Origin of the sequence: Streptococcus oralis (genome assembly GCF_023109155.1) — a bacterium.
GTDB lineage: Bacteria > Bacillota > Bacilli > Lactobacillales > Streptococcaceae > Streptococcus > Streptococcus oralis_BZ.
In genome coordinates this window covers 24,025-36,518 of the sequence record NZ_JALDUA010000007.1, presented here as the reverse complement: position 1 = coordinate 36,518, position 12,494 = coordinate 24,025, and the positions used below count along the sequence as shown (strand labels likewise).

The 12,494-nt window shown below is 43.0% G+C and carries 9 protein-coding genes and 10 tRNA genes; 18 read left to right on the top strand and 1 reads right to left on the bottom strand.

Annotation, left to right across the window (positions count from 1 at the left end):
* Window position 1 precedes the first annotated feature (1 nt).
* The 16 genes from M1F63_RS10000 to M1F63_RS09925 all read left to right on the top strand — a co-directional run bounded on the left by M1F63_RS10000 (window position 2) and on the right by M1F63_RS09925 (window position 8,230).
* A tRNA-Ile gene (locus tag M1F63_RS10000) sits at window positions 2-75 on the top strand.
* A gap of 11 nt (window positions 76-86) precedes the next feature.
* Window positions 87-158 (top strand) — tRNA-Glu (locus M1F63_RS09995).
* Between the two features lie 6 nt (window positions 159-164).
* Window positions 165-254, top strand: a tRNA-Ser gene (locus M1F63_RS09990).
* Between the two features lie 11 nt (window positions 255-265).
* Window positions 266-339: transfer RNA gene (locus M1F63_RS09985), tRNA-Met, on the top strand.
* A gap of 3 nt (window positions 340-342) precedes the next feature.
* A tRNA-Phe gene (locus tag M1F63_RS09980) sits at window positions 343-415 on the top strand.
* 17 nt (window positions 416-432) lie between these two features.
* Window positions 433-513, top strand: a tRNA-Tyr gene (locus M1F63_RS09975).
* An 11-nt stretch (window positions 514-524) separates the two neighbouring features.
* Window positions 525-595 (top strand) — tRNA-Trp (locus M1F63_RS09970).
* Between the two features lie 14 nt (window positions 596-609).
* Window positions 610-682: transfer RNA gene (locus M1F63_RS09965), tRNA-His, on the top strand.
* Window positions 683-695: 13 nt separating this feature from the next.
* A tRNA-Gln gene (locus M1F63_RS09960) sits at window positions 696-767 on the top strand.
* 9 nt (window positions 768-776) lie between these two features.
* Window positions 777-860 (top strand) — tRNA-Leu (locus tag M1F63_RS09955).
* 183 nt (window positions 861-1,043) lie between these two features.
* A complete protein-coding gene (locus tag M1F63_RS09950) occupies window positions 1,044-2,321 on the top strand; it encodes a glutamate-cysteine ligase family protein (RefSeq protein ID WP_247941323.1) in 1,278 nt (425 codons plus the stop codon).
* 75 nt (window positions 2,322-2,396) lie between these two features.
* The gene (gene thrC, locus M1F63_RS09945) at window positions 2,397-3,881 is read left to right on the top strand and encodes a threonine synthase (protein ID WP_061428661.1); all 1,485 of its coding nucleotides are present in this window, start codon (window positions 2,397-2,399) and stop codon (window positions 3,879-3,881) included.
* A gap of 60 nt (window positions 3,882-3,941) precedes the next feature.
* Window positions 3,942-5,222 (top strand): MATE family efflux transporter, encoded by a 1,281-nt coding sequence (locus M1F63_RS09940; RefSeq protein ID WP_247941322.1) that lies wholly within the window; start codon window positions 3,942-3,944, stop codon window positions 5,220-5,222.
* 3 nt (window positions 5,223-5,225) lie between these two features.
* Window positions 5,226-5,882, top strand: coding sequence for an HAD family hydrolase (locus tag M1F63_RS09935; RefSeq protein WP_247941321.1), 657 nt, complete (start codon window positions 5,226-5,228; stop codon window positions 5,880-5,882).
* Window positions 5,883-6,011: 129 nt separating this feature from the next.
* Entirely contained in the window at window positions 6,012-7,220 is a 1,209-nt protein-coding gene (locus M1F63_RS09930; RefSeq protein WP_247941320.1) for a LysM peptidoglycan-binding domain-containing protein, read from the top strand.
* Between the two features lie 140 nt (window positions 7,221-7,360).
* The gene (locus M1F63_RS09925) at window positions 7,361-8,230 is read left to right on the top strand and encodes a DUF2262 domain-containing protein (RefSeq protein ID WP_000982055.1); all 870 of its coding nucleotides are present in this window, start codon (window positions 7,361-7,363) and stop codon (window positions 8,228-8,230) included.
* A 141-nt stretch (window positions 8,231-8,371) separates the two neighbouring features.
* On the opposite strand, the gene M1F63_RS09920 is transcribed toward M1F63_RS09925, so the two are convergent.
* Window positions 8,372-9,229, bottom strand: a complete 858-nt coding sequence (locus tag M1F63_RS09920) for a DUF975 family protein (RefSeq protein WP_247941319.1) — start codon at window positions 9,227-9,229, stop codon at window positions 8,372-8,374.
* A gap of 116 nt (window positions 9,230-9,345) precedes the next feature.
* On the opposite strand from M1F63_RS09920, the gene tgt reads away from it, so the two are divergent.
* Together tgt and M1F63_RS09910 are read left to right on the top strand one after the other, a co-directional pair.
* Window positions 9,346-10,488 (top strand): tRNA guanosine(34) transglycosylase Tgt, encoded by a 1,143-nt coding sequence (tgt, locus tag M1F63_RS09915; RefSeq protein ID WP_084944777.1) that lies wholly within the window; start codon window positions 9,346-9,348, stop codon window positions 10,486-10,488.
* A 133-nt stretch (window positions 10,489-10,621) separates the two neighbouring features.
* Window positions 10,622-12,439 carry an acyltransferase family protein gene (locus M1F63_RS09910; RefSeq protein WP_001220886.1) on the top strand — a complete coding sequence of 606 codons (1,818 nt, stop codon included), beginning with the start codon at window positions 10,622-10,624 and terminating at the stop codon, window positions 12,437-12,439.
* The last annotated feature ends 55 nt before the right edge of the window (window positions 12,440-12,494 follow it).

Below are 12,494 nucleotides of genomic sequence, written 5' to 3'. Positions count from 1 at the left end.
TGGGCGCGTAGCTCAGGTGGTTAGAGCGCACGCCTGATAAGCGTGAGGTCGGTGGTTCGAGTCCACTCGTGCCCATTTATAAATATGGTCCGTTGGTCAAGGGGTTAAGACACCGCCTTTTCACGGCGGTAACACGGGTTCGAATCCCGTACGGACTATTTATTGGAGGATTACCCAAGTCCGGCTGAAGGGAACGGTCTTGAAAACCGTCAGGCGTGTAAAAGCGTGCGTGGGTTCGAATCCCACATCCTCCTTTTTATATTAACGCGGGATGGAGCAGCTCGGTAGCTCGTCGGGCTCATAACCCGAAGGTCGTAGGTTCAAATCCTGCTCCCGCAATTTGGCTCGGTAGCTCAGTTGGTAGAGCAATGGATTGAAGCTCCATGTGTCGGCGGTTCGATTCCGTCTCGCGCCATATTTTATTTATAACTTGGAAGGGTAGCGAAGAGGCTAAACGCGGCGGACTGTAAATCCGCTCCTTCGGGTTCGGGGGTTCGAATCCCTCCCCTTCCATTACTTTAGTTACGGGCATAGTTTAAAGGTAGAACTAAGGTCTCCAAAACCTTCAGTGTGGGTTCAATTCCTACTGCCCGTGTTAATATGATTATGGCGGGTGTGGTGAAGTGGTTAACACACCAGATTGTGGCTCTGGCATGCGTGGGTTCGATCCCCATCACTCGCCTATTTTATATTATTGGGGTATAGCCAAGCGGTAAGGCAAGGGACTTTGACTCCCTCATGCGTTGGTTCGAATCCAGCTACCCCAGTTACTATTTGCCGGCGTGGCGGAATTGGCAGACGCGCTGGACTCAAAATCCAGTGTCCGCAAGGACGTGCCGGTTCGACCCCGGCCGCCGGTATAGTAATAAAGACAAGGTTTTCGGACCTTGTTTTTTGATTTGGTGAAGATTTTGATATTTTTCTTTAAGTACAGATAACTGATGAATCATCTTTTTCTTCTTATTCTAATCATTTTTAGTGTATTTTTGGTATAATATTACTTATTCACAATTTATTTTGATTATGAAAGAGTTTGGTGATTAATGTCTCGGTCTGTTGAATTACTAAAGAAACGTTACTTAAAGAATATAAAAGAGAACCCAGATTTATTTATTGGGATTGAGTTAGAATATCCTATTGTAAATTTAGAGGGTGAAGCTACAGATGGTGAAGTTGTTAAGGATCTCTTTCGGTATTTACCATCAGTATTGGGCTTCACTATCGAAAAAGTGGATGATTTTGGGAATCCAATTCAGTTGCTTGATCCAGTCAGCCAAGATACGATCTTGTTTGAGGTTGCTTATACGACGATTGAGTTTGCATTCGGAAAGGCCGAATCTATCCAAGAGGTAGAAGAACGCTTTAACTTCTATATGGCTACGATTCAGAATAAGTTGGGTGAAGCTAACCATGCTATTGTTGGCTGCGGCATTCATCCCAACTGGGATAAAAATGAGAATTGTCCAGTGGCTTATCCCCGCTATCAGATGTTGATGGATTATCTGAATTTGAGTAGAAATGTAACTAAATCAGATTTACATCATTTCCCTGAGTATGGTGCCTTTATCTGTGGAAGTCAGGTTCAACTGGACGTTTCAAAGTCCAACTACTTGCGGGTTATCAATGCTTTTACGCAAATTGAAGCTGCAAAAGCCTTTTTATTTGCCAATTCTGAGTTTTCAGGGGAAGATTGGGATACTAAGATTTCAAGGGATATTTTTTGGGAAGAATCCATGCACGGGATTTATCCTGAAAATGTAGGCGTCAATGCCAGACTCTTCAAAGATGAGAATGATTTTTTTGATTATCTAGATCATTCTGCGATTTTTACTGCGGAGCGTGGTGGGCAGACCTATTATTTTTATCCGATTCAGGCTAGGGACTATTTGGCTACACCTGAAATCCAAGCATTTACCCTTAATGGGGATGAGGTGTTAATTCATCCTCAGGAGGAGGATTTCCAAACTCATCGTAGTTACCAGTACCAAGACTTAACGACTCGAGGAACAGTTGAGTTTCGTAGTGTCTGTACGCAACCCTTGAATCGTACCTTTGCTGTGGCGGCTTTTCATTTGGGTTTGTTGCTCAATTTAGACAAGTTAGAAGCTTACTTGCAATCTGCACCATTTTTTACCACATTTGGTCGTGATTATAAGCTTTTAAGACGACAATTTTCTAAAAAACAACTCACAGATGAAGAAGAAGCTGCGGTTCTCGAGTTTTCTAAAGACTTACTCATCCTAGCTGAGGAAGGACTGGAGAAAAGAGATAAGCAAGAAATGGTTTATTTAGAGCCTTTGAAGAAAGAATTGGGATTATAATTTCTCTTATAAAGGGAGAATTTTCTGAAAAATCGTGATATAATGGAAGAGACTATAGATAAAGGATAGAGATTCATGACATTAGTTTATCAATCAACGCGTGATGCCAATAATACAGTAACTGCCAGCCAAGCTATTTTGCAAGGTTTGGCGACGGATGGTGGTCTGTTTACTCCGCTTACTTATCCAAAGGTGGATTTGGACTTTGACACATTAAAAGATGCTTCTTACCAAGAAGTGGCTAAATTAGTTTTATCAGCATTTTTAGATGACTTTACGGCTGAGGAGTTGGACTACTGTATCAACAATGCCTACGATAGCAAGTTTGATACTCCAGCTATTGCGCCATTGGTGAAACTGGATGGGCAATACAACTTGGAATTGTTCCATGGTTCAACGATTGCCTTTAAAGATATGGCCTTGTCTATCTTGCCATACTTTATGACGACAGCCGCTAAAAAGCATGGTTTGGAGAACAAGATTGTCATTTTGACAGCGACATCTGGTGATACTGGAAAAGCTGCTATGGCAGGGTTTGCGGATGTGCCTGGAACTGAGATTATCGTCTTTTATCCAAAAGATGGTGTCAGCAAGGTACAAGAGTTGCAAATGACTACTCAGACTGGCGACAATACTCATGTTATCGCTATTGATGGAAACTTTGATGATGCACAAACAAATGTGAAACATATGTTTAACGATGTAGCTCTTCGTGAAAAATTGGCTGCCAATAAACTGCAATTTTCATCAGCTAACTCTATGAACATTGGTCGTTTGGTACCACAGATTGTTTATTATGTTTATGCCTACGCTCAGTTGGTCAAGTCTGGTGAGATTGTGGCTGGTGAAAAGGTCAACTTCACAGTACCAACTGGAAACTTTGGAAATATCTTGGCTGCCTTTTATGCCAAGCAAATTGGTCTGCCAGTTGGTAAATTAGTCTGTGCTTCAAATGACAACAATGTCTTGACAGACTTCTTCAAAACACGTGTTTACGATAAGAAACGTGAGTTTAAGGTAACGACTAGCCCATCTATGGATATCCTAGTATCTTCAAACTTAGAGCGTTTAATTTTCCATCTTTTGGGGAATGATGCGGTTAAGACAGCTGAACTCATGAATGCTTTGAGTACACAAGGACAATATGAATTGACAGACTTTGATGCAGCGATTCTGGAACTCTTTGCAGCTGAATATGCGACTGAGGAAGAAACTGCGGCAGAAATTAAACGTGTTTATGATACAGATGCCTATATCGAGGATCCACATACGGCGGTTGCCTCAGCTGTTTATAGAAAATACCAAGCGGCTACTGGGGATGCGACTAAGACAGTGATTGCTTCAACTGCTAGTCCCTACAAGTTCCCAGTGGTTGCCGTAGAAGCGGTAACAGGAAAAGCAGGCTTGACTGACTTTGAAGCCTTGGCTCAATTACATGACATTTCAGGAGTGGCAGTGCCACCAGCGGTTGATGGCCTTGAAACAGCTCCGGTTCGTCATAAAACAACAGTGGCAGCTGCTGACATGCAAGCAGCGGTGGAGACTTATCTAGGACTTTAAGACAGAGGGAGTAAACTCGGTTGGGAAACCAACTGAGTTTCTTTTCATCAGGAGAACAGATTGTTTAGAAAAAATAAGGACATTCTCAACATTGCCTTGCCAGCTATGGGTGAAAACTTTTTACAGATGCTCATGGGGATGGTGGACAGTTACTTGGTCGCTCACTTGGGCTTAATCGCTATTTCGGGTGTTTCAGTGGCTGGCAATATTATCACGATTTACCAGGCGATTTTCATCGCTTTGGGAGCTGCTATTTCCAGCGTTATTTCAAAAAGTTTGGGGCAGAAGGATCAGTCTAAGCTTGCCTATCATGTGACTGAGGCGTTGAAGATTACTTTACTATTAAGTCTCCTTTTAGGAGCTTTGTCTATCTTCGCTGGACAAGAGATGATAGGACTTTTGGGGACTGAACAGGATGTGGCCGAAAGTGGAGGACTCTATCTATCTTTGGTGGGTGGATTGATTGTTCTCTTGGGATTAATGACCAGTTTAGGAGCCTTGATTCGTGCAACGCATAATCCTCGTCTCCCCCTCTATGTCAGTCTTTTATCCAATGCCTTGAATATTCTCTTTTCCAGTCTAGCTATTTTTGTCCTTGATATGGGGATAGCGGGTGTTGCTTGGGGGACTATCTTGTCTCGCTTAGTCGGTCTTGTGATTTTGTGGTCGCAATTAAAGCTGCCTTTTGAGAAACCGACTTTTGGTTTAGATAAGGAACTATTGACTTTGGCTTTGCCAGCAGCTGGAGAACGTCTCATGATGCGGGCTGGAGATGTAGTGATTATTGCCTTGGTTGTTTCTTTTGGGACGGAGGCAGTAGCGGGGAATGCAGTCGGAGAAGTCTTGACCCAGTTTAACTATATGCCTGCCTTTGGCGTCGCTACGGCGACGGTCATGCAGGTAGCTCGAGCAGTTGGAGAGGATAACTGGGAAAGAGTAGATGATTTGAGCAAGCAAACCTTTTGGCTTTCCCTGCTTCTCATGTTGCCCTTAACTCTCAGTATCTATGCCTTGGGGACACCATTGACTCATCTCTATACGACCGATCCTGTAGCGGTCGAAGCGAGCGTTTTGGTGGCACTGTTTTCTCTATTGGGGACTCCCATGACGATAGGAACAGTCATCTATACTGCAGTTTGGCAGGGTTTGGGGAATGCTCGCCTCCCCTTTTATGCAACAAGTATTGGGATGTGGTGTATCCGCATTGGAACAGGATATCTGATGGGCATTGTTCTTGGTTGGGGCTTGCCTGGTATTTGGGCAGGGACTCTCTTGGATAATGGTTTCCGTTGGTTATTTCTACGTCACCGTTACCAGCGTTATATGATCTTGAAAGGATAGGAGATGCAAAAAATAGCCTTTATTTGGGATTTAGACGGGACTTTATTGGACTCATACGAAGCGATTTTGTCAGGGATTAAGGAGACCTTTGCTCAGTTTTCTATTCCTTATGATAAGGAGAAAGTGAGAGAGTTTATCCTCAAGTTTTCTGTGCAGGATTTGCTGGAGAAGGTGGCAGAAGAGAGAAATCTGGATGCGGAAGTACTCAATCAGGTGCGTGCCCAAAGTCTGGCTGAGAAAAATGCCCAGGTAGTTTTGATGCCAGGTGCGCGTGAAGTGCTATCTTGGGCAGACGAAGCAGGGATTCAGCAGTTTGTCTATACTCATAAGGGGGGCAATGCTTTTGCCATTCTCAGAGACCTGGGGTTGGAATCCTATTTCAAAGAGATTTTAACCAGTCAGAGTGGCTTTGCGCGCAAGCCCAGTCCAGAAGCGGCGACCTATCTGCTAGACAAGTATGAGTTGGATTCTGAGAACACCTACTATATAGGAGACCGGACTTTGGATGTGGAATTTGCCCAGAATAGTGGCCTTCAAAGCATCAACTTTTTAGAGTCTTCTTATGAAGGGAATCACAGGATTCAAGAGTTAGCAGATATTCCTCATATTTCTGAGGATTGGGGACGAGAAGATTGTGTCAGTTTTGTGACAGAAACCTAACAAACTATTTCAAGTAATCGAGTTTGTTACAAGGAATAGACAGTTCTGTTAAATAGGCCCGAGAGGGCTTTTTTTCTGCTTTTTTTGTGTTATGATAGACAGGTACTCATTTGAAAGGAATATGAACGAATGAAGAAAAGAATTATTTTAGCCTCAACAGTAGCCTTATCTCTTGCTCCCGCATTAGGAGCTAAAGCTCAAGAAATCTCTTGGACAGCACGTAGCGTTGAGCAAATCCAAAATGACGTGACGAAAAACGAAAACAAAAACAGCTATACAGTTCAGTATGGTGATACCCTGAGCACGATTGCAGAAGCTTTGGGAGTAGATGTGACGGTTCTTGCTAATTTGAACAAAATCACCAATATGGACTTGATTTTCCCAGATACTGTCCTCACTACAACTGTTAATGAGGCAGAAGAGGTAACGGAAGTTGAAATCCAAGCTCCTCAATCAGATGCTAGTGAAGAAGTGACGACTGCGACAGCTGATTTGACGACGAATCAAGTGACAGTCGATGAACAAACAGTTCAAGTAGAAGACCTTTCTCAACCAATTGAGGAAGCTCCAACTGCAACAGAGACTGAAAAACCAGCAGAAGTAGCGCCAAGTTCAGAAGTTTCTGAGACAGCGACAGTTGCTGAAGAGACACCATCTACAGAAACATCTGTAGCTGAAGAAACAGCTGAAACGACTCCAGCGGAAGCACCAGTAGCAGAAACAACTAGTCCAGTTGAAGAAGCTCCACAAGCAGCGACTCCAGCTACCGAAGAAACGGCAGCAACAACTCCAGCAGAAGCCCCAGTAGCAGCTGCTCCAGCAACTGAAACACCTGCTGATACAACAGGAACAAGTGCAACAGAAGAAGCAGCATCAACAGCAACTTCTGACACTGCAACTTCGACTTATCAAGCAGAGCAAAGCCAAACTCCTTCAAGAACGTATGCTGCTCCAGCGGCTCCTGACTATGCAGGACTTGCTGTAGCTAAGTCTGAGAATGCTGGTCTTCAACCACAAACAGCGGCCTTTAAAGAAGAAGTAGCCAACTTGTTTGGAATTACATCTTTTAGTGGCTACCGTCCTGGTGACAGTGGGGACCATGGTAAAGGTTTGGCCATCGACTTTATGGTTCCAGTGAGTTCAGCACTCGGAGATCAAATTGCAGAATATGCAGTCAAAAATATGGCTAGCCGTGGTATCAACTACATCATCTGGAAACAACGTTTCTACGCTCCATATGATAGTAAATATGGACCAGCCTACACGTGGAATCCAATGCCAGACCGTGGTAGCGTAACCGAAAACCACTATGATCACGTTCACGTATCAATGAACTAATAGAAAAAGAAGCTGAAAACTCATAAGGTTGAGGCTTCTTTTTGTTGTTCTAAGTCAAAATGTTTTCAAAGTTATGCTATAATCAAACTGAAGTTGACTGAAAATCAAGTATTTTTATTTTAGTAGAAGGTGAGAACACTATGATGAATAGTTTGAAAAAAACATTTGAGAAAACCATTGATGACTTTGAAAAAGAATTTTGTGGTGAAGTCGTTGAACTCTTGATTATCACTTTGCAAAATGTGGGAGGTGCGACTGTTTTAAAGAATGGATGGAAGTTGCCTTCGGTTCATTTTGTAGCAAGTGTGAATGTGGGGACAAAGGAGTTCTCGGAAATAGAGGGACGTTTGGAGTGGTTGGTGAGTCCAGAGGAATATGAAGAAAAGGGCTTGCTCTATAGCTATAGTTTCGAGCCCTATCAGATTCATCACATCAAATGTCAGAAAAGACCACAAAGGCAATTAGAACCTTATATGGCAGCAGTAGCGAATAACTGTTATCGTCTGCTGGAATACATTGAAGATGGGCAGTCGGATAGTAGATTAGAAGCTCTGATTGCAGAATATGTTAAACCAGTCGTCATCAAAGATTCTATAGGCGAATTCACTTTAAATAGAGCTTATTCATGGTTTGAGGGAAGTATGGATCTTGCGGGAAGCAGGGTTAGCGTGATGTTGGATGCAAATGAAGATGCCAGCTTACCACCAAAATCATTTGGCTACTTGAAAACATTTGTCAGGGATATTGACCGAAGAGACTCTGAAATCCGAGACGTTATAGTAAAAGAGATGTGGGAAACAGCAGAGGACTGGCTAGCTTCAGACGGAGATGCCGAAGTATTAACAGAGGACTATTTTTATAATTCCTTGTATCTGGGGGAACTGTCTATCAGCGAAGCGGGGGATTTGACTCTTTATTATGGAGATAAAGAGGATATTTTTGCTGGGCATGCGGTAGAAGTCAGGGCAGATATTGAAGGAAATATAGAAAATGTGACCTTGGTAGGGTAAATGGACAGCATGTGATTATTTCTTTATTGTGAATAAGCAACTTAGTCCTGTTACAGGAGTTTCTCAATTATATTTTAAAAATAACTGAAATCAGCACCTTCTTTAGAAAGTGCTGATTTTTTTGAGATAATAGTAGAAAGTTTATACTTTTCGGCGTTTGAGAGCGAGCAAAGTTCGATAGAAAATGATTTGGCTGCTCTGGATATAGGGAAGGATTGAAAAACTAGCAATTCCAAAAGTGAGCCAGTTGAGGAAGTACCAAGGGAGTAGTTGTAGATCGAGAACAAAGCGTTGAAATTTGTAACCCTTCATCAAGAAACGGCTGGTTTTCAGGATTTGACGGGGTTTAGCCTGTCCTAAATCCAGAGTGTCGCAGAGGAGGAATTCTACCTGCGAGTAGGCATAATGTTGTGGAACGTAGAGGATGTTCCCTACAATCATCAAGATGAGACTCGCGAAAAAGTAGAGGCCAAAGGTCATAAGGAATTGCTCTGTTTCAACTGATGAGAGGTCTAATTTTGGAAATTCAGGATGTAGGGCGACAAATCTCCGAGCTAAGAGATTGCTATAAAAGAGAAAATAAACGCCTACTAAGTTTGGAATGCTCCATAAAAAGAGGTAGAAACGTTTGAGGAGCAGAGTTAGGAAGGTTTGCGAGAAGCGCTCTGCAGCAAAGAGGGCTAGACTTGATTTTACTGAGAGTTCTGTATCAGGATCCTTGAGGAGTCGGAGTGTCGCAAAGGCAGCACCTGCTAGAAAAATCGTGCTCACAAAAGAAACCACTAGCGGGAAGAGATAGGCTTGGAGCACTTGTGCCAGCATGCTGAAAAAGGATTGCTCTAAAACATTTTCTTGGAGACGAGCCAAGGGGTTGAGAAAGCCTGATAAGATGACCAGTATGCTAGGTAAGAGATAGACGAGAAAGAGGCGGGGATTTTCAGCCTGAAACTGCCTCGTCTGCAGACGAATGGTTTTTAAATCAATTTTTGGGTATTTCATTCTCTCATTATACCATAGTTCGTGACAGTTCCTGGTTTTTTTGATAAAATCATACAGTATGCCTTTGGGCACAAAGTATGAACTGGGACTGTCTTTCCCAGCTTCGGAGGTAGAAAATGTCAGATTCACCAATCAAATACCGTTTGATTAAGAAAGAAAAACACACGGGAGCTCGTCTGGGAGAAATCATCACCCCTCATGGCACTTTCCCGACACCTATGTTTATGCCGGTTGGGACCCAAGCTACTGTAAAAACCCAGTCACCAGAAGAGTTGAAGGAGATGGGTTCGGGAATTATCCTGTCCAATACCTATCATCTCTGGCTTCGCCCTGGGGACGAACTCATCGCACGCGCAGGTGGTCTCCACAAATTCATGAATTGGGACCAGCCAATCTTGACGGATAGTGGTGGTTTCCAGGTTTATTCCCTAGCTGATAGCCGAAATATCACCGAAGAAGGAGTAACCTTTAAAAACCATCTCAATGGTTCCAAGATGTTCCTATCACCGGAGAAAGCCATCTCTATTCAGAACAATCTAGGCTCAGACATCATGATGTCTTTTGATGAATGTCCTCAGTTTTACCAACCCTATGATTACGTTAAGAAATCAATCGAACGTACCAGTCGTTGGGCTGAGCGTGGTTTGAAGGCTCATCGTCGTCCACAGGATCAAGGTTTGTTTGGGATTGTGCAGGGAGCGGGATTTGAAGATCTTCGCCGTCAGTCAGCTCATGACCTTGTCAGCATGGATTTCCTAGGCTACTCTATCGGTGGTTTGGCAGTGGGAGAAACGCATGAAGAGATGAATGCAGTCTTGGACTTCACAACCCAACTGCTGCCTGAAAACAAACCTCGCTATTTGATGGGAGTGGGAGCGCCAGATAGCCTGATTGATGGGGTGATTCGTGGTGTGGATATGTTTGACTGTGTCTTGCCGACTCGTATCGCTCGTAACGGGACTTGTATGACCAGTCAAGGTCGTTTGGTTGTCAAAAATGCCCAGTTTGCTGAGGACTTTACGCCACTGGATCCTGAGTGTGATTGCTACACATGTAAGAACTATACACGCGCTTACCTTCGCCACCTGCTCAAGGCTGACGAAACCTTCGGTATCCGCTTGACTAGTTACCACAATCTCTACTTCTTACTCAACCTGATGAAGCAGGTCCGCCAAGCCATCATGGATGACAATCTCTTGGAATTCCGTGAGTATTTTGTAGAAAAATATGGCTACAACAAGTCAGGGCGCAATTTCTAAAGTGTAAAATTAGAATGCCAAAATCCTAAGTTTTCTCTTAGGATTTTTCCTATTTTTTTGATAGAATAGGGAGTATAATGGAATGGAAATTAGGCGGTGTTTTGCTTCCTAATTTAATGGAGAATAGACTCGTATGCGTATTAAATGGTTTTCCTTGATTAGGATTACAGGTTTACTTTTGGTGCTTTTGTACCACTTCTTTCAAACGATCTTTCCTGGAGGCTTCTTTGGGGTAGATGTCTTTTTCACTTTTTCAGGATTTTTGATCACCTCCCTCCTTTTAGAAGAATTTGGGAAGGCACGCCAGATTGACTTACTGGGCTTTTTTAAGAGACGGTTTTACCGCATCGTGCCACCTGTGGTGCTGATGGTTTTGGTGACCATGCCTTTTACTTTCTTGGTTCGTCAAGACTATGTTGCTGGAATTGGTGGCCAGATAGCTGGAGTTCTCGGTTTTATGACCAACTTCTACGAAATGTTAACAGGGGGTAGTTATGAATCCCAGTTCATTCCGCATCTCTTTGTTCACAACTGGAGCCTAGCTGTTGAGGTTCACTACTATATCCTTTGGGGCTTAGCGGTTTGGTTCTTATCGAAACGTTCAAAATCTAGTAGTCAATTGAGAGGGATAGTCTTTCTCCTTTCTGCAGGAGCTTTTATCATTAGCTTTTTCTCCATGTTTATTGGTAGTCTAATGGCTAGTTCCTATTCATCTGTCTACTTTTCAAGTTTAACCCATGTCTATCCCTTCTTTTTAGGAAGCATTTTGGCGACAGTTGTGGGGGTTCGTCAGACGAGCGATTTAGTCAAGCAGTTTGACCGGATGTGGGACCTTCGTCAAAATCTACTGGTATTTGCTGCGGGGCTTTTGGTATTGTTGCTTCTGACTTTCTTTGTCAAATTTACCTACCTGTTTGCGTACTTATTTGGCTTCTTGCTAGCAAGTTTAGCGGCAGTGACCATGATTTTTGCTGCGCGTGTCTTGCATGAGAAAACGCCTGAGATACAAGAACCTCGGATCATTACATTTTTAGCGGATACCAGCTACGCGGTTTATCTCTTCCACTGGCCTTTTTATATTATCTTTTCTCAGTTGATGAGTAATTTGCCTGCTGTTATTCTGACAATCATCTTTTCTTATTTCTTTGCTATCCTATCCTTCTATATCATTGAGCCGTTGATTGCTGGTAAATCCAATCCTTTAATACGGAAGATTAGTCGATTGCCTCATATTAAACCAATTAGTGGTGCTGGTGCTGGCATTCTTACCCTGATTGCCTTGATTATCATAGCTGTGGCTCCTCAAGTTGGAGCTTTTGAGACAGACTTGATGGTCAATGGTTTCAAACAAGCCCAGACTAATATAGGACAAACAAAGACTCTTGCTGAACAAGCTGAACTGAGTCGTCTAGGAATTTCTGAGGGAACAAGCCTAATAGGAGATTCGGTAGCCTTGCGTGCCAATACAGCCTTACAAGAGGCACTTCCTGAAGCAAATATCAATGCCCAGGTTAGTCGAACGACCAAGCAAGCCAACGATATTATGCTCAATAACAGTCAGAACAAGGCGCTGCTAAAAACAGTTGTTATTGCAACGGGAGTCAACAATCCTGAAGGCTATAAGAATGACTTGGACAGCATCGTGAACAATCTACCGAAAGGACACCATCTGATACTGGTGACACCTTATGAGGGAGATAAGAGTAAGGACACTTACACATCAGTGGAGCAGTATGCGACTTATGCGCGGGAATTAGCTGAAAAGAATCCTTACGTGAGCATCGCTGACTGGAATAAGGTTGCTAAGGAACACCCTGAAATCTGGGCTGGAACCGACCAAGTTCACTTTGGGAATGATAGCAACATGATTGAAGAAGGTGCTAAACTTTACGCAGAAACGATTGCAGCTGCTGTTAAGGCTGCTCAAGAACTGCCTGTGAAATCAAAATAAAATCAAAGAGTTGGAGAAATCCAGCTCTTTTAAAATATCTCTAGAAAATAGGTCT

Excerpts from the sequence above, each read along its gene's own strand:
- M1F63_RS09950 (WP_247941323.1), top strand. The coding sequence starts at position 1,044 with ATGTCTCGGTCTGTTGAATTACTAAAGAAACGTTACTTAAAGAATATA.
- thrC (WP_061428661.1), top strand. The coding sequence starts at position 2,397 with ATGACATTAGTTTATCAATCAACGCGTGATGCCAATAATACAGTAACT.
- M1F63_RS09935 (WP_247941321.1), top strand. The coding sequence starts at position 5,226 with ATGCAAAAAATAGCCTTTATTTGGGATTTAGACGGGACTTTATTGGAC.
- M1F63_RS09930 (WP_247941320.1), top strand. The coding sequence starts at position 6,012 with ATGAAGAAAAGAATTATTTTAGCCTCAACAGTAGCCTTATCTCTTGCT.
- M1F63_RS09925 (WP_000982055.1), top strand. The coding sequence starts at position 7,361 with ATGATGAATAGTTTGAAAAAAACATTTGAGAAAACCATTGATGACTTT.
- M1F63_RS09920 (WP_247941319.1), bottom strand. The coding sequence starts at position 9,229 with ATGAAATACCCAAAAATTGATTTAAAAACCATTCGTCTGCAGACGAGG.
- tgt (WP_084944777.1), top strand. The coding sequence starts at position 9,346 with ATGTCAGATTCACCAATCAAATACCGTTTGATTAAGAAAGAAAAACAC.
- M1F63_RS09910 (WP_001220886.1), top strand. The coding sequence starts at position 10,622 with ATGCGTATTAAATGGTTTTCCTTGATTAGGATTACAGGTTTACTTTTG.